The organism is Pseudomonas sp. AC193 (assembly GCF_979258075.1).
This window is the reverse complement of the sequence record NZ_OZ409832.1, coordinates 535,736-556,671: the sequence shown is the minus strand read 5'-3', so window position 1 is coordinate 556,671 and position 20,936 is coordinate 535,736. Positions and strand designations below refer to the sequence as shown.

The 20,936-nt window shown below is 58.1% G+C and carries 20 protein-coding genes and 3 pseudogenes; 16 read left to right on the top strand and 7 right to left on the bottom strand.

Annotation, left to right across the window (positions count from 1 at the left end; translation table 11 throughout):
• The first annotated feature begins 190 nt into the window (after positions 1 to 190).
• From metG to ACZZ0D_RS02635, 8 genes and pseudogenes are all read left to right on the top strand, one after another.
• On the top strand, positions 191 to 2,242 hold the full coding sequence (metG, locus tag ACZZ0D_RS02670; RefSeq protein ID WP_463552403.1) for a methionine--tRNA ligase: 2,052 nt from the start codon (positions 191 to 193) through the stop codon (positions 2,240 to 2,242).
• 114 nt (positions 2,243 to 2,356) lie between these two features.
• Complete coding sequence (locus ACZZ0D_RS02665) at positions 2,357 to 2,926, top strand: electron transport complex protein RnfA (RefSeq protein ID WP_463552402.1); 570 nt, start codon at positions 2,357 to 2,359, stop codon at positions 2,924 to 2,926.
• Positions 2,923 to 4,127: pseudogene (gene rsxB, locus ACZZ0D_RS02660) on the top strand (electron transport complex subunit RsxB). The gene ACZZ0D_RS02665 and the pseudogene rsxB overlap by 4 nt, the downstream one beginning before the upstream one ends.
• Positions 4,114 to 5,097, top strand: coding sequence for an RnfABCDGE type electron transport complex subunit D (locus tag ACZZ0D_RS02655; RefSeq protein ID WP_463552401.1), 984 nt, complete (start codon positions 4,114 to 4,116; stop codon positions 5,095 to 5,097). The pseudogene rsxB and the gene ACZZ0D_RS02655 overlap by 14 nt, the downstream one beginning before the upstream one ends.
• Positions 5,094 to 5,699: an RnfABCDGE type electron transport complex subunit G gene (locus ACZZ0D_RS02650; protein WP_463552400.1), complete on the top strand. Its 606-nt coding sequence runs from the start codon at positions 5,094 to 5,096 to the stop codon at positions 5,697 to 5,699. The genes ACZZ0D_RS02655 and ACZZ0D_RS02650 overlap by 4 nt, the downstream gene beginning before the upstream one ends.
• Positions 5,696 to 6,265, top strand: coding sequence for an Rnf-Nqr domain containing protein (locus ACZZ0D_RS02645; RefSeq protein ID WP_463552399.1), 570 nt, complete (start codon positions 5,696 to 5,698; stop codon positions 6,263 to 6,265). Before ACZZ0D_RS02650 ends, ACZZ0D_RS02645 begins: the two co-directional genes overlap by 4 nt.
• Positions 6,262 to 6,900: an endonuclease III gene (gene nth, locus ACZZ0D_RS02640; protein WP_463552398.1), complete on the top strand. Its 639-nt coding sequence runs from the start codon at positions 6,262 to 6,264 to the stop codon at positions 6,898 to 6,900. Before ACZZ0D_RS02645 ends, nth begins: the two co-directional genes overlap by 4 nt.
• A 107-nt stretch (positions 6,901 to 7,007) precedes the next feature.
• The gene (locus tag ACZZ0D_RS02635; RefSeq protein WP_463552397.1) at positions 7,008 to 7,190 is read left to right on the top strand and encodes a PA3496 family putative envelope integrity protein; all 183 of its coding nucleotides are present in this window, start codon (positions 7,008 to 7,010) and stop codon (positions 7,188 to 7,190) included.
• Positions 7,191 to 7,278: 88 nt separating this feature from the next.
• Here the strand turns inward: ACZZ0D_RS02635 and ACZZ0D_RS02630 are convergent, their stop codons facing one another.
• A complete protein-coding gene (locus ACZZ0D_RS02630) occupies positions 7,279 to 7,905 on the bottom strand; it encodes a response regulator transcription factor (RefSeq protein WP_053123410.1) in 627 nt (208 codons plus the stop codon).
• 474 nt (positions 7,906 to 8,379) lie between these two features.
• On the opposite strand from ACZZ0D_RS02630, the gene ACZZ0D_RS02625 reads away from it, so the two are divergent.
• Together ACZZ0D_RS02625 and ACZZ0D_RS02620 are read left to right on the top strand one after the other, a co-directional pair.
• Entirely contained in the window at positions 8,380 to 8,790 is a 411-nt protein-coding gene (locus ACZZ0D_RS02625; protein WP_463552396.1) for a hypothetical protein, read from the top strand.
• Positions 8,791 to 8,800: 10 nt separating this feature from the next.
• A complete protein-coding gene (locus tag ACZZ0D_RS02620) occupies positions 8,801 to 9,022 on the top strand; it encodes a hypothetical protein (protein WP_463552395.1) in 222 nt (73 codons plus the stop codon).
• Positions 9,023 to 9,135: 113 nt separating this feature from the next.
• Here ACZZ0D_RS02620 and ACZZ0D_RS02615 read toward each other — a convergent pair.
• Both ACZZ0D_RS02615 and ACZZ0D_RS02610 read right to left on the bottom strand, forming a co-directional pair.
• Positions 9,136 to 10,355: pseudogene (locus ACZZ0D_RS02615) on the bottom strand (argininosuccinate synthase).
• A 129-nt stretch (positions 10,356 to 10,484) separates the two neighbouring features.
• Positions 10,485 to 11,393 (bottom strand): flagellar protein MotY, encoded by a 909-nt coding sequence (locus ACZZ0D_RS02610; RefSeq protein WP_463552394.1) that lies wholly within the window; start codon positions 11,391 to 11,393, stop codon positions 10,485 to 10,487.
• A gap of 160 nt (positions 11,394 to 11,553) precedes the next feature.
• Between ACZZ0D_RS02610 and pyrC the strand changes: the two are divergent.
• Both pyrC and rnt read left to right on the top strand, forming a co-directional pair.
• Positions 11,554 to 12,600, top strand: a pseudogene (gene pyrC / locus ACZZ0D_RS02605) (dihydroorotase).
• Positions 12,597 to 13,274, top strand: a complete 678-nt coding sequence (rnt, locus tag ACZZ0D_RS02600; protein ID WP_007916667.1) for a ribonuclease T — start codon at positions 12,597 to 12,599, stop codon at positions 13,272 to 13,274. Before pyrC ends, rnt begins: the two are co-directional and overlap by 4 nt.
• 73 nt (positions 13,275 to 13,347) lie before the next feature.
• Here the strand turns inward: rnt and ACZZ0D_RS02595 are convergent, their stop codons facing one another.
• The gene (locus tag ACZZ0D_RS02595; RefSeq protein ID WP_003227723.1) at positions 13,348 to 13,950 is read right to left on the bottom strand and encodes a peroxiredoxin; all 603 of its coding nucleotides are present in this window, start codon (positions 13,948 to 13,950) and stop codon (positions 13,348 to 13,350) included.
• Between the two features lie 314 nt (positions 13,951 to 14,264).
• Here ACZZ0D_RS02595 and ACZZ0D_RS02590 point away from each other — a divergent pair, with 314 nt between their 5' ends.
• Together ACZZ0D_RS02590 and bfr are read left to right on the top strand one after the other, a co-directional pair.
• Entirely contained in the window at positions 14,265 to 14,483 is a 219-nt protein-coding gene (locus tag ACZZ0D_RS02590) for a bacterioferritin-associated ferredoxin (protein WP_003227725.1), read from the top strand.
• 201 nt (positions 14,484 to 14,684) lie between these two features.
• On the top strand, positions 14,685 to 15,158 hold the full coding sequence (bfr, locus tag ACZZ0D_RS02585) for a bacterioferritin (RefSeq protein ID WP_042560739.1): 474 nt from the start codon (positions 14,685 to 14,687) through the stop codon (positions 15,156 to 15,158).
• Between the two features lie 281 nt (positions 15,159 to 15,439).
• On the opposite strand, the gene grxD is transcribed toward bfr, so the two are convergent.
• From grxD to ACZZ0D_RS02570, 3 genes are all read right to left on the bottom strand, one after another.
• On the bottom strand, positions 15,440 to 15,781 hold the full coding sequence (gene grxD, locus ACZZ0D_RS02580) for a Grx4 family monothiol glutaredoxin (protein WP_007916674.1): 342 nt from the start codon (positions 15,779 to 15,781) through the stop codon (positions 15,440 to 15,442).
• A 97-nt stretch (positions 15,782 to 15,878) separates the two neighbouring features.
• The gene (locus ACZZ0D_RS02575) at positions 15,879 to 17,984 is read right to left on the bottom strand and encodes a molybdopterin oxidoreductase family protein (RefSeq protein WP_463552393.1); all 2,106 of its coding nucleotides are present in this window, start codon (positions 17,982 to 17,984) and stop codon (positions 15,879 to 15,881) included.
• A 134-nt stretch (positions 17,985 to 18,118) separates the two neighbouring features.
• A complete protein-coding gene (locus tag ACZZ0D_RS02570; protein ID WP_053123421.1) occupies positions 18,119 to 18,409 on the bottom strand; it encodes a hypothetical protein in 291 nt (96 codons plus the stop codon).
• A 404-nt stretch (positions 18,410 to 18,813) separates the two neighbouring features.
• On the opposite strand from ACZZ0D_RS02570, the gene argF reads away from it, so the two are divergent.
• Both argF and ACZZ0D_RS02560 read left to right on the top strand, forming a co-directional pair.
• A complete protein-coding gene (argF, locus tag ACZZ0D_RS02565; RefSeq protein WP_100845205.1) occupies positions 18,814 to 19,734 on the top strand; it encodes an ornithine carbamoyltransferase in 921 nt (306 codons plus the stop codon).
• Positions 19,731 to 20,840 (top strand): ABC transporter ATP-binding protein, encoded by a 1,110-nt coding sequence (locus ACZZ0D_RS02560; RefSeq protein WP_463552392.1) that lies wholly within the window; start codon positions 19,731 to 19,733, stop codon positions 20,838 to 20,840. Before argF ends, ACZZ0D_RS02560 begins: the two co-directional genes overlap by 4 nt.
• Positions 20,841 to 20,936: the final 96 nt, after the last annotated feature.

The window sequence follows — 20,936 nt, the reverse complement described above, 5'->3', positions numbered from 1 at the left end:
GGGTATCGTACCTGAAAAAGATCGCAGCCTTCGGCAGCTCCTGCAGGGGATTATGTGTAGGAGCTGCCGAAGGCTGCGATCTTTTGATCTTTGCTGTTTCTCATCCAATGAAACAGGTGCACAGGGTGAAAAATATGCGCCAGCGCTTTATAGTGGCCGACCTCCGTTTCATCAAGTAGCGAAGCCCCACATGTCCGAACCACGCAAGATCCTCGTCACCAGCGCCCTGCCCTACGCCAACGGTTCGATTCACCTTGGCCATATGCTGGAATACATCCAGACCGATATGTGGGTGCGCTTCCAGAAGCATCGCGGCAATCAATGCATCTACGTCTGCGCCGACGACGCCCACGGTTCGGCGATCATGCTGCGCGCGGAAAAGGAAGGCATCACCCCGGAACAACTGATCGCCAACGTGCAGGCTGAACACAGCGCCGACTTTGCCGAGTTCCTGGTTGATTTCGACAACTTCCACTCCACTCACGCTGAAGAAAACCGTGAGCTGTCGAGCCAGATCTACATCAAGCTGCGTGACGCCGGGCACATCGCCCAACGCTCGATCACCCAGTATTTCGACCCGGAAAAGAAAATGTTCCTGGCCGACCGCTTCATCAAGGGCACCTGCCCGAAATGCGGCACCGAAGACCAGTACGGCGACAACTGCGAAAAATGCGGCGCGACCTACGCACCGACTGACCTGAAGGATCCGAAGTCCGCGATCTCTGGCGCCACCCCGGTGCTCAAGGATTCCCAGCACTTCTTCTTCAAACTGCCGGACTTCCAGGAAATGCTGCAAACCTGGACCCGCAGCGGCACCCTGCAAGACGCCGTCGCCAACAAAATCGCCGAATGGCTGGACGCTGGCCTGCAACAGTGGGACATCTCCCGCGATGCGCCGTACTTCGGTTTCGAGATTCCGGGCGAGCCAGGCAAGTATTTCTACGTGTGGCTGGACGCGCCGATCGGCTATATGGCCAGCTTCAAGAACCTTTGCGACCGCACGCCGGAGCTGGATTTCGACGCGTTCTGGGCCAAGGACTCCAGCGCCGAGCTGTACCACTTCATCGGCAAGGACATCGTCAACTTCCACGCACTGTTCTGGCCAGCCATGCTTGAAGGCGCGGGCTACCGCAAGCCGACCGGCATCAACGTGCACGGCTACCTGACCGTCAACGGCCAGAAAATGTCCAAGTCGCGCGGCACCTTCATCAAGGCCCGCACTTATCTGGATCACCTGTCGCCGGAATACCTGCGCTATTACTACGCGGCCAAACTCGGTCGTGGCGTTGACGACCTCGACCTGAACCTCGAAGACTTCGTGCAGAAGGTCAATTCCGATCTGGTCGGCAAAGTCGTCAACATCGCCAGCCGTTGCGCCGGTTTCATTCAAAAAGGCAACGCCGGCCTGTTGGTCGACAACAACGCTGCGCCAGAGCTGACCGAGGCTTTCCTCGCCGCCGCGCCAAGCATTGCCGACGCCTATGAAGCCCGCGATTTCGCCCGCGCCATGCGTGAAATCATGGGTCTGGCCGACCGCGCCAACGCCTGGATTGCCGACAAGGCGCCGTGGTCGTTGAACAAGCAGGAAGGCAAACAGGATGAAGTCCAGGCGATCTGCGCCACCGCCATCAACCTGTTCCGCCAACTGGTGATCTTCCTCAAACCGGTGTTGCCGCTGCTGGCCGCCGATGCCGAGGCGTTCCTCAACGTCGCCCCGCTGACCTGGAACGACCACACCACCCTGCTGGCCAACCATCAGCTCAACGAATTTAAGCCGTTGATGACCCGCATTGACCCGGTAAAAGTGCAAGCCATGTCCGACGCCTCGAAAGAAGACCTGACCGCCAGCCAGACCGATACCGGTGCTGCTGCCCCGGCCGGCAATGGCGAACTGGCCAAGGATCCACTGTCGCCGGAAATCGACTTCGATGCATTCGCCGCGATCGACCTGCGCGTCGCGCTGATCGTTAAAGCCGAACACGTGGAAGGTGCCGACAAGCTGCTGCGCCTGACCCTCGATATCGGTGACGAGCAACGCAACGTGTTCTCGGGGATCAAGAGCGCTTACCCGGATCCGTCAAAGCTCGACGGCCGTCTGACCATGATGATCGCCAACCTCAAGCCACGGAAAATGAAGTTCGGTATCTCCGAAGGCATGGTCATGGCAGCCGGCCCTGGCGGTGAAGAAATCTACTTGCTGAGCCCTGACAGCGGCGCCAAGCCGGGTCAACGCATCAAGTAACACTCGGCGGTGAATCGATCCCACAGGCGTGCCCGGCATGCCTGTGGGATTTTTCATATCTGCCCGGATAATGCCTAACCTTAAGAGACAGCCGCCCGTTTCGCTGGCAGAACCATGACCGAACTTGTGCTTACGCTCATCAGTGCTGCGCTGCTCAACAACTTCGTGTTGCACTGGCCGCTGGGCGTCGATCCGCTGTTGGCGGGGAGTCGTCGGCAGGTGCATGCGCTGGGGCTGGCGACGTTGTGTCTGATGTTGATCGTCGGCGTCATCGGTTACGCGATCTGGCATTGGCTGCTGGTGCCGCTGCAACTTGAGGCGCTGCGCCTGTTGGTGTTTCTGCCGTTGAGCGTCTTGTTGATTGCGCCGCTGTTGAAACTGTTGGCGCGCGGGTTGCCGAATCTGCCTTTCGAAGGGTTATGGCCGCTGTTGTTGGGCAATGCCGGTGTGCTTGGACTGGCCTTGATCAACGCGCAAAACGATCAAGGCCTGCTCCACGCCACAGCGCTGAGCCTCGGCGCCGGGCTGGGTTTCTGGCTGGTGCTGAGCCTGTTCTGCGATTTGCGTGAGCGCACCGCCGACAACGACATTCCCCTGCCCTTTCGCGGCTTGCCGATCGACTTGATCGGCGCCGGACTGATCGCAGTGATTTTTCTCGGATTCAGTGGACTGATCAAAACATGAGTCTGATTCAACGCATCGATGCCCTCCTGCCGCAGACCCAATGCGGCAAGTGTGGCCATCCCGGATGCAAACCCTATGCGCAAGGCATCGTTGACGGCGAGCCGATCAACAAATGCCCGCCCGGTGGCGACGAAACCATCGCAGCGTTGGCCGAGCTGTTGAAGGTGCCGGTGCTGGAACTCGATATCAGTCGCGGTTCGGCGCCGCCGCAAGTCGCCTATATCCGCGAAGCCGAATGCATCGGCTGCACCAAATGCATTCAGGCCTGCCCGATCGATGCCATCGTCGGCGCGGCGAAATTGATGCACACGGTGATCATCGATGAATGCACCGGCTGCGACCTGTGCGTCGCGCCGTGCCCGGTGGATTGCATTGAAATGCATCCTTTGCCTTTGAGCACGTTGCCGGTGGTCGGCGGCTTGGCCTTCAGTCTTGAAGAGCAACGCGCGCGCGCCGCCAAACGCGATCACGCACGTCTGCGATTCGAACGACGCAATCGCCGGTTGCTGCGCGAAGAACAGCAAAAGCAGGCCGAACGTGAAGCCCGCGCCAAACGTGCTGCTCAGCCTGAGTCGACCGCGTCGGATCCAGTGCAGGCTGCGCTGGAGCGCGTGCGCGCCCAGAAAACCGCGACCGCCGATGCGGCACTGAAAAAAGCCAAGATCGATGTGGCGATGAGCCGTGCGCAACTGCACAAATCGCTGAAAGCTTTCGGCCATCCGCCGACCTTCGAGCAACAGTCGCAATTGATCGTGCTCCAGCAACAATTTGAAGCGGCAGAACAGGCCTTGGCGCAACTGGAAAGCAACGCCCCGGCAGTTGCGGCACCAGCCCCGCGAAAGATGCCGACCTGAAACGCGCGAAAATCCAGTTGGCGATGCGCCGCGCCGAGCTGAAAAAAGCGCAAACCGCCGAAGCAGCACCGGAGCAGATCGCCGCACTGGAACACGCACTGCGCGACGCCGAGCAGGCCTTGCACGACGCCGAAGCCACAAGCGATCAGCCTGCGCCTGACTTGGTGCGCGTCGAAAAACGCCCGATCGACAGCCAACTTCGCCAGCTAAAAACCGAATTGGCCTACGCCCGCGCCGATCTCAACAAACTCGAACGCCGCGCCGACACGCCCGACGACATCCTCGACAAGGCCCGCGCCCGCCTGCAAACCGCCGAGCGCCAGGTGCAAGACCATGTCGCCCCTTGAGGCACCGGACGAGCGCCTGCAGCAAGCGATGAAGCTTGTGCTGCTGGCCCTGTTGCCGGGGCTGCTGGCGTTGTTCTGGTTGTACGGTTGGGGCGTGTTGATCAACCTGATTCTGGCTGTTACCACGGCGTTGATCGTCGAGGCGATTGCCACTCGACTGCGCCGTCAGCCCTTACAGCCGACGCTGAGTGATGGCAGCGCGATCGTCAGTGCAACATTACTCGCCATCGCGCTGCCGCCCTATTGCCCGTGGTGGCTGACGGTGACGGCGGTGGCTGCGGGGCTGTTGTTCGGCAAGCATTTGTACGGCGGTGTCGGCAAAAATCCGTTCAACCCGGCGATGCTCGGTTTTGCTTTCGCGATGGTGATGTTTGCGCAGCCGATGACTCATTGGCCCGCCCACGGCCTGGATCTGACGACAAGCTTTCAACAGGTTTTCAATATCGGTCAGGCGCCGGATGCCTGGGTACAGGCCACCGCACTGGACAGTCTGCGCATCAACAAAAGCCTGACCATGGATGAGCTGTTCGCCAGTGATTCGGCGTTCGGGCGTTTCGGCGGTCGCGGCGTGGAATGGGTGAATCTGGCGTTTTTCGCCGGCGGGCTGTTTTTGCTGCAGCGGCGAGTGATCGCCTGGCACGCGCCGGTCGGCATGCTCGCCAGCCTTTTTGTGATCAGCCTGCTGTGCTGGAACGGATCGGGATCGGACTCCCATGGCTCGCCGCTATTTCACCTGCTCAGCGGCGCGACCATGCTCGGTGCGTTCTTCATCATCACCGAACCTGTCTCGGGTGCCAGAACGGCGCTTGCCAGACTGCTTTTTGGCGTCGGCGTCGGCCTGCTGACCTATCTGATTCGCACGTGGGGCGGTTACCCCGATGGCGTCGCGTTTGCGGTGCTGTTGATGAACCTTTGCGTGCCGGCGCTGGAACGGTTTGCCGCTAGCCGTCAGCCACAGGTGAGCCCATGAACCGCACGGGCAGCGCACTGACGCTATTGTTGTTGGCGATGGTCGGCATCGGCGCGACGTATTTGCTGCAACGTAACAGTGCGCCGCAGATCGCTGCCGAGCACCGTTTGGCCGACAGCCGCAAACTGCTCGACGTGCTGCCCGCCGACAGCTACGACAACCAACCGCTGGAACAGCCGCTGACACTGACCGATACGGGGCTGAGCCATAGCACGCTCACGGCGGCTTATCGCGCAACCAGGAATGGCCAGACCGTTGCAGTGTTACTGCGTAATCAAACCGAAGGTTACGCCGCTGCCATCGAATTGCTGATCGCCATCGATACCAACGGCAAATTGCTCGGCGTGAAACCCCTCAAGCAAAACGAAACCCCGGCACTCGGCGGGCCCATTGGCGACTGGCCGAACCACTGGCTTCAGACATTCACCGGCAAATCACGCGGCGAACCGAATGACGCTGGCTGGGCATTGAAAAAAGATCAGGGGCAATTCGACCAAATGGCCGGGGCGACCATTACTTCCCGCGCAGCCATCAACGCGATCCACGATGCATTGCGCTACTTTGACGAGCATCGAAGCGTATTGCTGGGGAGCGAACCATGAGCCTGTCCAACTCACTGATGCTGGTGCTATTGCTCGGCACCACCGTTTCTTTGGCCGGTGCGTTGGGCACGATGTTGATGTTCGTCGCAGTGGTCGGCATTTATGCTTTGGGCATGTCACCACTGCGTTCGCGCCTGACAGATGGAAGTGCCTTGCTGGCCGGTGTGTTGCTTGCTGCAACATTGGCCAGTTGTGCCGATCTGTTGGCGCAACGCTGGTTCCTGGCGTGGCATCAGTCGTTCGGCCTCTATGGCGGATTGATCGCCTTGCAGTGCGTGGTGCTTGAACACAACGGCTTCTTCCGCCAACCGCTGGCGCAGCGCTTCAAGCTTTGCGCATTGTTTGGCGGTTTGATGCTGGTGCTCGCCGCGCTGCGTGAACTCATCGGGCAGGGAAGCCTTGGCCGTGGGTTGTCCGCGCATGGCTCAGGCCCTGTTTTATTCGGCGAAGGGCTGCATCTGGCAACCCTGGTGCCTGGCGCCTTTATTGTATTGGGGCTGCTGCTCGCGGCCCGTCAGGCGTGGACGCGCCCGAACTCTATTTCCAAGGAAACGCATCGCCCATGAATGCTGCAAAACGTCTTGAGATCTTTCGCCGACTGCATGAAGACAATCCCGAGCCGAAGACAGAACTGGCCTACTCCTCGCCCTTCGAACTGCTGATAGCGGTGATTCTTTCGGCGCAGTCGACCGACGTCGGCGTCAACAAGGCCACGGCGAAACTGTTCCCGATCGCCAATACGCCCGCCGCCATTTACGCCTTGGGCGTCGAAGGCCTGTCCGAATACATCAAGACCATCGGCCTCTACAACAGCAAAGCGAAAAACGTCATCGAGACCTGCCGCATGCTGGTCGAACTCCATGGCAGTGAAGTCCCGCAGACCCGCGAAGAGCTTGAAGCCCTGCCTGGCGTTGGCCGCAAAACCGCCAACGTGGTACTCAACACCGCATTTCGCCAATTGACCATGGCCGTCGACACGCACATTTTCCGCGTCAGCAACCGCACCGGCATCGCCCCCGGCAAAAATGTGGTTGAGGTGGAAAACAATCTGATGAAGTTTGTGCCCAAGGAATTCCTGCTCGACTCCCATCACTGGCTGATTCTTCACGGACGCTATGTGTGTCTGGCCCGCAAGCCGCGCTGTGGCAGCTGTCGAATCGAAGATCTGTGCGAATACAAAGCCAAAACATCCGACGATTGACTGGCTATTAGGTTTATCGATTCGTCGATTGAAAAAATCTTTTTTACCCGCCGCTGGAATGTCGATATAAGGAGCGCCAAAGGCCCCTCTTAGCCTGGAGTTAACCTATGAGTACCAGCAAAGAGCAACTGGAAGAATCTGACGACGAATTTGTAGCCGCGGATGCTGATGATGCCGAACCGGTCGTCGAGGTCGCCAAGACCAATCTGAGTAAACGTCGCACCATCGATAACCTGCTGGAGGAGCGCCGACTGCAAAAGCAATTGGCCGAATACGATTTTGATGACTGACACTTGAAAGCCTCCCGAAACGGAGGCTTTTTACTTTCTACTGGTCGCTGAATTCGATCGCCCATGATTACGTCAGCGTTGGTCATGCTCAGACCAGTCCGTTGCGTTGCGCCAGCTCGATGAGGTCAACCAGTGAGCGGGCATTGAGTTTCAGCAATAAACGGGTCTTGTACGTACTGACCGTTTTATTGCTCAAAAACATGCCGTCGGCGATCTCCTTGTTGGTTTTGCCCCGCGCCAACTGTTGCAACACCATCATCTCTCGTCCTGAAAGGCGATCGACCATATCGGCTTCACTGGCATTGCCCAGACTGGTACGCACGGTATGCAGCGCTTGATTCGGAAAATAACTGTAACCGGAGAGTACGGCTTTGATGGCGCTGAGCAACTCCGTCAGATCCTGTTGTTTACACACATAACCCGCCGCGCCCGACTGCATGCAACGCATGGAGAAGTGTCCGGGGGCCTGTGAAGTCAGCACCAGAACTTTCATCGGCATGGCCACCGAACTCAAGCGCGCAATAACTTCCAGGCCGTCCAGTTTCGGTATTCCAATATCCAGAATCACGATATCCGGCATTTGTTCGCGCGCCAGTTGCAATGCATCGACACCATTATCGGTTTCAGCAATCACTTCGTAGCCATGACGCTCCATCAGCATACGTACCGCAAGACGAATGACGGGGTGATCATCCACGATCAGCACTTTATTCATGGGCAGGTTCAATTTCGCTGTTCGATTTTTAGAGCCCGCACAATAGCCTAGTCAATTCACTCGTGGCACAGCGCAGTTCTCTTGCACTTGCAGCGCAAGACATTCCCTACAACCAATGAGGATTATTCCTACAAGAAATACACTTGCTGCTATCGAATGGGCTGTACGTGCATTCCTCGCTTCATTCAGGCGCGTTTTAACCCGCTGATATTTTTAGTACAAAATTTTCATACAGATCCGTTGCCTGCCCGAAAAGTACGCCGCCGTCCAAGCCATTGGGCTTGCGGATACAGCTCTGAAAAGCTGCTTGCTCTCGCGCCTCAGAGAATATTGGCAACTAACTTCGCTTTGCAAAAAATCTGAAACAAGACACTTCTACCCACACAGCAATTTTTAATATAAACATTAAAGCCGCAAAACTTTAACCACACACTTAATCAAATCAGCGACCTCAAAAACAATAGAGCCAACACCATGCGGAACTTTAAAAAGAAAATCTCTAACCCCATGACAATTATCGCGATCTTCGCGTTTATTTCGGAAACTTCCGCAGCGGTATCACTACCCTTTCTGGATAACGACGAACGTGAAATTTACATATGGTTTTTAATCAGCTTTCCGTTTTATTTGTTGTTTTTGTTTTTTATCACCTTGAACTTCAACTACCGATCGCTTTATGCGCCGTCTGACTTCGACAAGGATGATAACTTTCTGAAAGCGTTTGAAGACCTTAGATCCGGCGACCATCAACACGATCCTCTTTCGAAAACGTCCGAGCGTACGGGTAACGTACCCGATCCACCCACTCCCAGCGATTGGGCGCCCCCCGTGGATCGAACATCACGTGCAGTTGCCCAAACCCATGAACGCGCTGCGGGTTATTGATGTACGACGGATGAACAGCAAGGCGCAATTCGATCAGTTGCAGGCCAGTCTGACAGTCACCAGTAGGCCATCGGTAAGGTTCATGGTGTTTCTGACTGATCCGGTGTCAGACGCATTACTCAAGCAAATAAGGCTCAGCCCCGGCAAACAGACAAAAAAAGGCACAGCGAGCACGCTCTACATCGCCTACAACGTCAGCCAGCAGATCACGACAATTTTGAGAGGACATTAAAAGGCGGGCGAATATCGTGAAGAACACAGATAACGCAAAAAGCAGGAAGGAGTTGAACAGTGGCAGCCTTGTCGCGATGACAAGGCTGCCCTTTCATTCCAGGCCCGAGGGGCTTAGAAAAGTTTGCGGCCCTTGTTGGCAGCAATACGCATGCGCAGCGCGTTGAGCTTGATGAAGCCCGCCGCGTCGGCCTGGTTGTAAGCACCGCCGTCTTCTTCGAAGGTTGCGATGTTGGCATCGAACAGCGAATCGTCGGACTTGCGGCCAGTGACGATCACGTTGCCTTTGTACAACTTCAGACGCACAACACCATTCACGTTGACCTGCGACGCGTCGATCATCTGTTGCAGCATCAGACGCTCAGGGCTCCACCAGTAACCGGTGTAGATCAGGCTGGCGTACTTCGGCATCAACTCGTCTTTGAGGTGAGCGACTTCGCGATCCAGGGTGATCGATTCGATGGCGCGGTGAGCGCGCAGCATGATGGTGCCGCCCGGGGTTTCGTAGCAGCCACGGGACTTCATGCCGACGTAACGGTTTTCAACGATGTCGAGACGACCGATGCCGTGCTCGCCGCCGATCTTGTTCAGCGTTGCCAGAACAGTGGCCGGGGTCATTTCGACGCCGTCCAGCGCAACGATGTCGCCGTTACGGTAAGTCAGTTCCAGGTACTGCGGTTTATCAGGAGCGTTCTCCGGGGAGACGAGTCAGATTTCCACATGTCTTCTTCGTGCTCGGCTCAGGTGTCTTCCAGCACGCCGCCTTCATAGGAGATGTGCAGCAGGTTGGCGTCCATCGAGTACGGGGATTTCTTCTTGCCGTGACGCTCGATCGGGATCGCGTGCTTCTCGGCATAGTCCATCAGCTTCTCGCGGGACAGCAGATCCCACTCACGCCAAGGGGCAATCACTTTTACGCCCGGCTTGAGTGCGTAGGCACCCAGTTCGAAACGCACCTGGTCGTTGCCCTTGCCGGTGGCGCCATGGGAAATGGCGTCAGCGCCGGTTTCGTTGGCAATTTCGATCAGACGTTTGGCGATCAGCGGACGTGCGATGGAGGTACCCAGCAGGTACTCACCTTCGTAAACGGTGTTGGCGCGGAACATCGGGAACACGAAATCACGCACGAATTCTTCGCGCAGATCGTCGATGTAGATTTCTTTGACGCCCATGGCCTGAGCCTTGGCGCGGGCCGGCTCGACCTCTTCGCCTTGACCGAGATCAGCGGTGAAAGTCACCACTTCACAGTTATAAGTATCCTGCAGCCACTTGAGGATCACCGAAGTGTCCAGGCCGCCGGAATACGCCAGAACGACCTTGTTTACGTCCGCCATGCCATCACTCCACGGGGTTCTACGGAAAGCCGAGGAGTCTACCGCCCAAACGCGATAATTTACAGAGGCGCGACAGCTTAAGACGACAAAGCGACAGAATCTGTCGAGAGCGCGACGATGACCGGCGGGTCAGGAAGTTGCTGCAGTGCTCGCGGGTGTACTCGCTTGCGGCGCCGGAGCCGCGACTGGCGTAACCCGCGCAAGGTGCACATTGACCCGACGATTCTTCGCCCGATTCGCCGCATTGGTGTTGGGTACGACCGGATACTGCTCACCGTGGAAACGCACGGTGATCTGCGATTCCTGAATGCCATTGGCCTTGAAGTAGTCGACCACCGCCAGCGCCCGGCGGCGCGACAGTTCACGGTTGGTCAGACGGTTGCCGCTGTTGTCCGAGTGGCCGTCGAGCTCGATGTGATTAACCGTCGGATCTGCCTTCATGTACTCCAGCATGACCGCGAGTTTGGCTTTGGCGGCGGCGTCGAGATCGGTGCCTTCGCCGGGAAAACCGATTTGCGACTGTTTAACCTGATCGAAATTCTGCGGCAACAATTTCGCCACGCAGGATTGATAGTCGTTAAACGCTTTGCTGAATTTGACTGGCAACAGGCGCACTTCCGAGACCCGACCATCACCCGACGCGCGGCGCACGACCGGACTGCGACCGTCCAGCAAACCGCTGATCAAACCGCCAGCCTGAGACTGCGAACTGTTGAACAAGACATTGCCGCTGCCGATTCTGACGCTGCCCAGATTAATGTCAGCGCGTCCCGGCTGCCATGGCGCCGCCGCTGCGAGCAACGTCGCCGAACCGCCGCCCAGCATGGCGTTGTAGGCGTTCAGACGGAATATCGCCTGCTCGCCGGCCTTGCGCACGAACTCACCCGAGCCGAAATCTGTAATCGGCTGTGTCAGGCGGCATTCGAACTTGTCGCCGGCGACCGTCCACTCAATGTTCTCCAGACGTGTCTGGTACGTGAGCGCCATCGCGGGGAGGCTGGCAAACACACTGAGCAAGGCTAAATAACGCTGGCGCACGGGAGGCTCCATTGGCTTCTGAAACACAAAGACCGATTCACACGATGTTTACGGCATACCTACGGGATATCGGAAGGTTCCCGCAAAACTTGATAGCGAGTGCCTGCAAGAGTCTTTTCCGGTAGCATTCGCCTCAGTTTGACCCGCCTGGAATCCCCTCATGTCCGACCGCCTGACCCTGCTGCGTCCCGACGACTGGCACATTCATCTTCGCGATGGTGCCGTGTTGACCAATACCGTTGCCGATGTTGCGCGCACTTTTGGCCGCGCGATCATCATGCCCAACCTGGTACCTCCGGTGCGCAACGCCGCTGAAGCCGACGGCTATCGCCAGCGGATTCTCGCTGCCCGCCCGGCCGGCAGTCGCTTTGAGCCGCTGATGGTGCTGTACCTCACCGACCGCACCCAGCCCGAAGAAATTCGTGAAGCCAAGGCCAGTGGTTTTGTCTACGCCGCCAAGCTGTACCCGGCCGGCGCGACCACCAACTCCGACTCCGGCGTGACCAGCATCGACAAGATTCTGCCGGCGATCGAAGCCATGGCCGAAGTCGGTATGCCGCTGCTGATCCACGGTGAAGTCACCCGTGGCGACGTCGATGTGTTCGATCGCGAAAAGATCTTCATCGATGAGCACATGCGCCGCGTGGTTGAGCGTTTCCCGACACTGAAAGTGGTGTTTGAACACATCACCACCGCCGACGCCGTGCAGTTCGTCAACGAGGCTTCGGCCAACGTTGGCGCGACCATCACCGCGCACCACCTGCTCTACAACCGCAACCACATGCTGGTGGGCGGGATTCGGCCGCACTTCTATTGCCTGCCGATCCTCAAGCGCAACACACACCAGGAAGCCCTGCTCGACGCCGCCACCAGCGGCAGCGCGAAGTTCTTCCTCGGCACCGATTCGGCACCGCACGCCCAGCACGCCAAAGAAGCCGCTTGCGGCTGCGCTGGCTGCTACACCGCGTACGCTGCCATCGAGATGTACGCCGAAGCCTTCGAACAGCGTAATGCGCTGGACAAACTCGAAGCCTTCGCCAGCCTCAACGGCCCGCGTTTCTACGGCCTGCCGGCAAACACCGATCGCATCACCCTGGTTCGTGAAGAATGAACCGCCCCGACCAGCCTGCCATTCGGCGAGCTGACCGTTATCCCGCTGCGCGCCGGTGAAAAACTGCGCTGGCGCCTGCTGGAGGAACACGCGTGAGTGAAGACCATTTCGACGACGAACTGGACGGTCAAAGTGGCGGCGGCGGTTCCCGTCACCCGATGGCAGCACGCTTTCGCGGCTACCTGCCGGTTGTCGTCGACGTAGAAACCGGTGGCTTCAACTCGGCCACCGACGCGTTGCTGGAGATTGCTGCGACCACCATCGCCATGGATGAAAAGGGTTTCGTATACCCCGACCACACCTACTTCTTCCGCGTTGAGCCGTTCGAAGGCGCCAACATTGAAGCAGCAGCGCTGGAGTTCACCGGGATCAAGCTCGATCACCCACTGCGCATGGCCGTCAGCGAAGAAACCGCGCTGACCGACATCTTCCGTGGCATTCGCAAAGCGCTTAAGGCCAACGGCTGCAAGCGCGCGATTCTGGTCGGCCACAACAGCAGCTTCGACCTCGGCTTCCTCAACGCTGCGGTCGCGCGTCTGGACATGAAGCGCAACCCATTCCACCCGTTCTCCAGTTTCGACACCGCGACGCTGGCCGGTCTGGCCTACGGTCAAACCGTACTGGCGAAAGCCTGTCAGGCAGCCGACATCGACTTCGACGGCCGTGAAGCGCACTCCGCGCGTTACGACACCGAGAAAACCGCAGAGCTGTTCTGCGGCATCGTCAACCGCTGGAAACAGATGGGCGGCTGGGAAGATTTCGACGACTGATCGTCGTTGAGTAAATCCCGCGCATAAAAAAACCGGCCACTTGGGCCGGTTTTTTGTACCTCGACGTTGCGCCTTACAGGGCAGCAGCGTTCTCGGTCAGGTATGCCGCAACGCCTTCTGGCGAAGCGTTCATGCCTTTGTCGCCTTTTTTCCAGTTGGCAGGGCAAACTTCGCCGTGCTCTTCGTGGAATTGCAGAGCGTCGACCAGACGGATCAGCTCTTCCATGTTACGGCCCAGCGGCAGGTCGTTGATGATCTGCGAGCGGACAACGCCTTTGTCGTCGATCAGGAACGCGCCACGGAACGCTACGCCGCCTTCGGATTCAACGTCGTAGGCTTTAGCGATGTCGTGCTTCATGTCGGCAGCCATGGTGTATTTCACCTGGCCGATGCCGCCATTGTTCACTGGAGTGTTGCGCCATGCGTTGTGAGTGAAGTGCGAGTCGATCGACACAGCGATCACTTCAACGTTGCGGGCCTTGAAGTCAGCCATGCGGTTGTCCAGAGCGATCAGCTCGGACGGGCAGACGAAGGTGAAGTCCAGTGGGTAGAAGAACACCAGGCCGTATTTGCCTTTGATGGCCGAGGACAGAGTGAAGCTGTCAACGATCTCGCCATTGCCGAGTACGGCCGGGACGGTGAAGTCAGGGGCTTGTTTGCCTACGAGTACGCTCATTGATATCTCCTGGTGTAGAAACTTGAAGTTCAGGGTTTGCGCCAGCCTGCCATCCTCAGACGACAGCCCTGTGACACGAACCCCCTTCGCAAGGGCCGACCATCATACACTGCGAATTTGGCCTGTCCTTAACGGTTTTTTAAAGCAGGCGCAGAACCGTGCTGCATTTGCAGGGCCAGGCAAATAGCCAGCAAATACCGTTCGTCAGTCGTAGCTGTTAATCCGCTGAAGCGGTCGGAAAGCACTTTGACAATCATTCTCGTTAACATTAAGATCCATCGCAATTGAGTCACAACCAGCGACGGTTCTCACTTATGTATGTTTGTCTCTGCACTGGCGTCACCGACGGACAGATCCGCGAAGCGATCTATGAAGGTTGCTGCAGCTATAAAGAAGTTCGTCAGGCCACCGGCGTCGCCAGCCAATGCGGCAAATGTGCCTGCCTTGCCAAGGAAGTCGTTCGCGAAACCCTGACCAAGCTGCAAACCGCTCAGGCTGCGATCCCCTATCCGGTGGAATTTACTGCCGCGTAATAACACCCCATTTCAAAGAACCGGACTTAGGTCCGGTTTTTTTATGCCTGTAAATCAATTGCTTAGGCTCCAGACGCGGAACACAAACATTCTTATTCCGATTAATTTTCATATATTATTCAATAACTTAGGTTTGACACTTATAAATACGAAGCTCAAACTCTGCCGTATATACAGCGAATACAGGGCAGGACTCCGATCATGAAAGGCGACATTACAGTCATCCAGCATCTCAACAAGATCCTTGCCAATGAGCTGGTCGCGATCAATCAGTACTTCCTGCATGCGCGCATGTACGAAGATTGGGGTCTGAACAAGCTCGGCAAGCACGAATACAAAGAATCCATCGACGAGATGAAACACGCAGACAAGCTGATCAAGCGCATCCTGTTCCTCGAAGGCCTGCCGAACGTGCAGGACTTGGGCAAACTGCACATTGGCGAGCACACCCAGGAAATGCTGGAGTGCGACCTGCGCATCGAGAAGACCGGCCACGCTGATCTGAAAGCTGCGATCGCACATTGCGAAACCGTCGGTGACTTCGGCAGCCGTGAACTGCTGGAAGACATTCTCGAATCCGAAGAAGAACACATCGACTGGCTGGAAACTCAACTGGGCCTTATCGGCAAAGTCGGTCTTGAGAACTACCTGCAATCGCAGATGGGCGAAGAGTAGAAGCTGCCGCAGGCTGCGATCTTTTTAGATTGCACCGGCAACTCGCAGTAACTTTTCGGACGCACTAAAAAGCCCCGCCCTCTTTCGAGGTGCGGGGCTTTTTATTGGCTGCAGATCAAAAGATCGCAGCCTCGTTTCACTCGACAGCTCCTACACAAGCAGCAGAAGTCGCATGAAACGAATGCGGGAGCGGGCTTGCTCGCGAAGACGTCGTGTCAGTCGACATCACAGCTAGCTGAAAGACTGCTTTCGCGAGCAAGCCCGCTCCCACAAAAGCCTTATCAGGCTTCGGACTTGTTCGCCGCTGCCGCTTCAACAGCCGACTTGATGGTGGTTTGCAGCGAACCGTCTGCAGCCATCTCGGTCATGATGTCGCTACCGCCGACCAGCTCACCGCCAACCCACAGTTGTGGGAAAGTCGGCCAGTTGGCGTACTTAGGCAGGTTAGCGCGGATTTCCGGGTTCTGCAGGATGTCCACGTACGCAAACTTTTCGCCACACGCCATGACAGCCTGCGCAGCTTTCGCGGAGAAGCCACACTGTGGGGCATTCGGCGAGCCTTTCATGTAAAGCAGAATGGTGTTGTTGGCAATCTGCTCTTTAATCGTTTCGATGATATCCATGGAGCACCTCGGCTGAACTTTCCGACTCACGGGTCGGCACGGTGACGCATTGTAACGGAATCCCGAGCGCCATGCTCGGTCTCCCCGACGGTCACGTTCAAGCCGCCGCCACGGTGACCGGCACGCCGTTCAACGCGGCATTCCCGGACAATTCGTCGAGCTGACACTCATCGGTCAGATCATTGGCGCTCGAACCTGGCTGGCCACTGGCAATCGCCATCTGCACACCCGGTCGCGTATGGCCCCAACCGTGCGGCAGGCTCACCACGCCTTTCATCATGTCGAGACTGCCGAGCACTTCCACTTCAATCTGCCCGACCCGCGAACTGACGCGCACCCACTGACCATCGTTGAGCCCACGACTGGCGAGATCGTCCGGATGCATCAGCAACTGATGGCGCGGCTTGCCTTTCACCAGCCGGTGATAGTTGTGCATCCACGAATTGTTGCTGCGCACATGTCGGCGGCCAATCATCAACAACTCGTCGGCGGCCGGAGCTTGCAGCGCGGCAAACCGTGCGAGGTCAGCGAGGATCTCTGGCGGCGCGGCCTGCACGTGCTGGTTCGGCGTTTTCAGGCGCGGCGCCAGATTGGCTTTCAACGCGCCCAGATCAATGCCGTGAGGATGATCGAACAGTGTCGCCAACGAGAGTTTCTGCTCGGAGGCGTCACCGTACATGCCCATCCGCAGGCCCATGTCGATCATCTTCGCCGGTGACATGGTCGGTTTCAGCTCCTTGCCGGTTTTCTCGGCGAATGCTTTGGCCAGACCGACAAAGATCTCCCAGTCATGCAGCGCGCCCTCAGGCTTGGCAAGGATCGCGCGGTTGAAGCGAGTGACATTGCGCACCGCGAACAAGTTGAACGTGGTGTCGTAGTGATCGTTCTCCAGTGCCGACGTCGACGGCAGGATCAGGTCGGCGTAACGCGTGGTTTCATTGATGTAGAGGTCAATGCTGACCATGAACTCCAGGCCATCCAGCGCCTGCTCCAGTTGTCGCCCGTTCGGCGTCGACAACACCGGGTTACCCGCCACGGTAATCAGCGCGCGGATCTGGCCTTCGCCTTCGGTGAGCATCTCTTCGGCCAGCGCCGAGACTGGCAGCTCGCCTCCGTATTCAGGACGCCCGGAAACACGGCTTTGCCACTTATTGAAATGCCCGCCCGACGTCGACGCCACCAAGTCCACGGCCGGCTCGGTGCACAGCGCACCACCCACCCGGTCGAGGTTACCGGTAACCAGATTGATCAGTTGCACCACCCAGTGGCACAGAGTGCCGAAGGCTTGAGTCGAAACGCCCATCCGGCCATAGCAAACCGCACTCGGCGCCGCAGCAAAATCACGCGCCAGTTGGCGGATCTGCTCGGCGGGAACGGCGCACAGCGGGCTCATGGCCTCGGCGGTGAACGTCTCCACCGCAGCGCGCACGTCGTCCAATCCATCGACCGGCAAATGACTGTCGCGTGTCAGGCCTTCACTGAACAATGTGTTGAGCACACCAAACAACAATGCGGCATCGCCACCCGGGCGCACGAACAAATGCTGATCGGCCATCGCCGCGGTTTCGCTGCGCCGTGGATCAACGACCACGACTTTACCACCGCGTGCCTGGATCGCTTTTAAACGTTTTTCAACATCTGGCACGGTCATGATGCTGCCGTTGGAGGCCAGTGGATTACCGCCGAGAATCAACATGAAATCGGTGTGATCGATGTCTGGAATCGGCAGCAGCAAGCCGTGGCCATACATCAGATAGCTGCTCAGGTGATGCGGCAACTGATCGACCGAGGTCGCCGAGTAGCGATTGCGCGTTTTCAGCAATCCAAGGAAATAATTGCTGTGGGTCATCAGCCCGTAGTTGTGCACGCTCGGGTTGCCTTGATAGACCGCCACCGCGTTCTGCCCATGACGCTCCTGAATCGCCGCCAGTTTCTCGGCCACCAGCGCAAACGCCTCGTCCCAGTTGATTGGCAACCATTCGCTGCCAACACGACGCATCGGCTGACGCAGGCGATCCGGATCATTCTGGATGTCTTGCAGCGCGACAGCTTTGGGACAGATATGGCCACGGCTGAAGGTGTCGAGCGCATCACCCTTGATCGAGGTGATCGCGACATCGCCATCGGTTTCAGTGGTCTCGATGGTCAGGCCGCAGATGGCTTCACACAGGTGGCAGGCACGGTGATGGAGAGTCTTGGTCATGGCCAGTCTCTGTCTTGTTCTGGGCGGGCAATGACGCCCGCGGGAACAAAACTATGGCCCCGTCGCGGGTCAGGCGCCAGCGACGTTCGTCTTGTGAATCGACGGCTATCAGGTGCGCCGATAGACCGCGTCACTCAACTGGAGGGCAGTTGCGGCGGCGCGGCCAGCTGGATTTCCTGGATGGTTTCGATCTGCTCGTGGGCGACGTGTACGCCAGTGAGCTCGCCGATCAATCGCCAATGCTCGTCGAGCCCGGCACTGATGGTCGCCATGCGGTCGATCATGTGGCGGCCGGCGGATTTGACCACGTCGTCTTCGCTGCGCAGCAGCTCGAAGGACATTGAGGTCATTGACGCGGTGAGATGGGTCAGAGAGCGAGCCGTGTGGCCCAGCAATTCCATTAACAATTTTTCTTTCGATTCCATGCGGAGGCTTCCTGCGTCGCTCGAAACTTATTTATAACCCAGCACTTTGCTTTAGCAAATGTTTCAACCTGAGCATCCGACCAAGTGATGGCATGCCGCCACGGTCGTAAACCGACTCAAGCGACCCGATCCCCGCCACGGCGGATTGCCAAGCCCCGCGAGGCCAGTGTACAAAGGGACTCGCTGCTGTCCTGAACCCGGCTTCAAATGCGCGACTGCAACATCCTGTCCGCTCTCCGAATCCCGCAAAACCGTAGCCTATTGGAAAAACGCGACATTTAATGTCAATATCGCGCCTCCCCCTATTTCGTCGCCCCGTGCGGCTTACGCCGCAGGTCTCGCCCGTTGTTCCGTTAAACAAGGCTTTGAGCATCTGCGGTTTGTAGCAAAAAAGGTAGTCAATGATGAGCGCAAGGCACTTTCTCTCCCTGATGGATTGCACGCCCGAAGAGCTGGTCAGCGTGATCCGTCGAGGCGTTGAGCTCAAGGACCTGCGTAACCGCGGCGTACTGTTCGAGCCTCTGAAAAACCGCGTGCTGGGCATGATCTTCGAGAAATCCTCGACCCGCACCCGGATCTCCTTCGAGGCCGGCATGATCCAGCTCGGCGGTCAGGCGATCTTCCTCTCGCCGCGCGACACCCAACTGGGCCGTGGCGAGCCGATCGGTGACTGCGCCATCGTCATGTCGAGCATGCTCGATGCGGTGATGATCCGTACTTTTGCCCACAGCACCCTGACCGAATTCGCCGCCAACTCGCGCGTGCCGGTGATCAACGGCCTGTCCGATGATCTGCACCCGTGTCAGCTGCTGGCCGACATGCAGACGTTCCTCGAACATCGCGGTTCGATCCAGGGCAAAACCGTGGCCTGGATCGGCGACGGCAACAACATGTGCAACAGCTATATAGAAGCGGCGATCCAGTTCGACTTCCAGTTGCGCATCGCGTGCCCGGAAGGTTACGAGCCGAACCCGGAATTCGTCGCCAAGGCCGGCGATCGCGTGACCATTGTCCGTGATCCGCAAGACGCCGTGCGCGGCGCGCATCTGGTGAGCACCGACGTCTGGACTTCGATGGGTCAGGAAGAGGAAACTGCCAAGCGCCTCAAGCTGTTCGCGCCGTTTCAGGTCAACCGTGCGCTGCTCGACCTCGCTGCCGAGGACGTGTTGTTCATGCATTGCCTGCCGGCGCACCGCGGCGAAGAAATCAGTCTCGACCTGCTTGATGACCCGCGCTCCGTCGCCTGGGATCAGGCAGAAAACCGTCTCCACGCACAGAAGGCCCTGCTCGAGTTCCTCGTTGAACCGGCATATCACCACGCATGAGCCATGAATTACTGCTGAACCTGCGCAACCTCGCTTGCGGCTATCAAGATCAACGCGTGGTGCAGAACCTCAATCTGCACCTCAACGCCGGTGACATCGGCTGCCTGCTCGGCTCGTCCGGCTGCGGCAAGACCACCACCCTGCGCGCCATCGCCGGTTTCGAGCCGGTGCACGAAGGTGAAATCACCCTTGGCGGCGAGACCATTTCCAGCGCCGGTTTCACCTTGGCGCCGGAGAAGCGCCGGATCGGCATGGTGTTCCAGGACTACGCGCTGTTCCCGCACCTGAGCGTCGCCGACAACATTGCCTTTGGTATCCGCAAGCATCCGAACAAGGAGCGCGTGACCGAAGAGCTGCTGGAACTGGTCAACCTGAAAAATCTCGGCAAGCGTTTCCCGCACGAGTTGTCCGGTGGTCAGCAACAGCGCGTCGCCCTCGCCCGTGCGTTGGCGCCGGAGCCGCAATTGCTGCTGCTCGATGAGCCGTTCTCCAACCTCGATGGCGAGCTGCGCCGCAAGCTCAGCCATGAGGTGCGCGACATTCTCAAGGCCCGTGGCACCAGCGCGATTCTGGTCACCCACGATCAGGAAGAAGCCTTTGCCGTCAGCGATCACGTTGGCGTGTTTAAAGAAGGTCGGCTGGAACAGTGGGACACGCCGTACAACCTGTATCACGAACCGGCGACGCCATTTGTGGCAAGTTTTATCGGTCAGGGTTACTTCATTCGCGGCCAGCTTGGTAGCCCGGAATCGGTGCAGACTGAATTGGGTGAATTGCGCGGCAATCGGGCTTATACCTGGCCGATTGGCGGGGCGGTGGATGTGTTGCTGCGTCCGGATGACATTGTTTATGCACAGGACAGTTCGTTGAAAGCGCGGATTGTCGGCAAGACGTTCCTCGGGGCCTCGACCCTATATCGCTTGCAACTGCCGACGGGGGCGCAGCTGGAATCGATTTTCCCGAGCCATGCTGATCATCAGGTCGGTGCAGAGGTGGGGATTCGGGTTGCGGCTGAACACTTGGTGCTTTTCCAGGCCTCCGGCAGCACCGCCGCGCAGATCCCGGCAGTTGAGAACGGCGTCCGCCGATACAACACCGCCCTCTGATCAGTCCTGGATCAAAACTGTGGGAGCGGGCTTGCTCGCGAAGGCGTTATGTCAGTCGACGATAATGGCGACTGACGCAACGCCTTCGCGAGCAAG

What these genes read in the sequence shown, in the direction of transcription:
- ACZZ0D_RS02665 (WP_463552402.1), top strand. Translation starts at nt 2,357, where the DNA reads ATGACCGAACTTGTGCTTACGCTCATCAGTGCTGCGCTGCTCAACAAC.
- argF (WP_100845205.1), top strand. Translation starts at nt 18,814, where the DNA reads ATGAGCGCAAGGCACTTTCTCTCCCTGATGGATTGCACGCCCGAAGAG.
- ACZZ0D_RS02625 (WP_463552396.1), top strand. Translation starts at nt 8,380, where the DNA reads ATGCGGAACTTTAAAAAGAAAATCTCTAACCCCATGACAATTATCGCG.
- ACZZ0D_RS02655 (WP_463552401.1), top strand. Translation starts at nt 4,114, where the DNA reads ATGTCGCCCCTTGAGGCACCGGACGAGCGCCTGCAGCAAGCGATGAAG.
- metG (WP_463552403.1), top strand. Translation starts at nt 191, where the DNA reads ATGTCCGAACCACGCAAGATCCTCGTCACCAGCGCCCTGCCCTACGCC.
- ACZZ0D_RS02570 (WP_053123421.1), bottom strand. Translation starts at nt 18,409, where the DNA reads ATGGAATCGAAAGAAAAATTGTTAATGGAATTGCTGGGCCACACGGCT.
- bfr (WP_042560739.1), top strand. Translation starts at nt 14,685, where the DNA reads ATGAAAGGCGACATTACAGTCATCCAGCATCTCAACAAGATCCTTGCC.
- ACZZ0D_RS02560 (WP_463552392.1), top strand. Translation starts at nt 19,731, where the DNA reads ATGAGCCATGAATTACTGCTGAACCTGCGCAACCTCGCTTGCGGCTAT.
- ACZZ0D_RS02590 (WP_003227725.1), top strand. Translation starts at nt 14,265, where the DNA reads ATGTATGTTTGTCTCTGCACTGGCGTCACCGACGGACAGATCCGCGAA.
- ACZZ0D_RS02620 (WP_463552395.1), top strand. Translation starts at nt 8,801, where the DNA reads ATGAACAGCAAGGCGCAATTCGATCAGTTGCAGGCCAGTCTGACAGTC.
- ACZZ0D_RS02575 (WP_463552393.1), bottom strand. Translation starts at nt 17,984, where the DNA reads ATGACCAAGACTCTCCATCACCGTGCCTGCCACCTGTGTGAAGCCATC.
- ACZZ0D_RS02595 (WP_003227723.1), bottom strand. Translation starts at nt 13,950, where the DNA reads ATGAGCGTACTCGTAGGCAAACAAGCCCCTGACTTCACCGTCCCGGCC.
- ACZZ0D_RS02650 (WP_463552400.1), top strand. Translation starts at nt 5,094, where the DNA reads ATGAACCGCACGGGCAGCGCACTGACGCTATTGTTGTTGGCGATGGTC.
- grxD (WP_007916674.1), bottom strand. Translation starts at nt 15,781, where the DNA reads ATGGATATCATCGAAACGATTAAAGAGCAGATTGCCAACAACACCATT.
- nth (WP_463552398.1), top strand. Translation starts at nt 6,262, where the DNA reads ATGAATGCTGCAAAACGTCTTGAGATCTTTCGCCGACTGCATGAAGAC.
- ACZZ0D_RS02645 (WP_463552399.1), top strand. Translation starts at nt 5,696, where the DNA reads ATGAGCCTGTCCAACTCACTGATGCTGGTGCTATTGCTCGGCACCACC.
- ACZZ0D_RS02635 (WP_463552397.1), top strand. Translation starts at nt 7,008, where the DNA reads ATGAGTACCAGCAAAGAGCAACTGGAAGAATCTGACGACGAATTTGTA.
- ACZZ0D_RS02630 (WP_053123410.1), bottom strand. Translation starts at nt 7,905, where the DNA reads ATGAATAAAGTGCTGATCGTGGATGATCACCCCGTCATTCGTCTTGCG.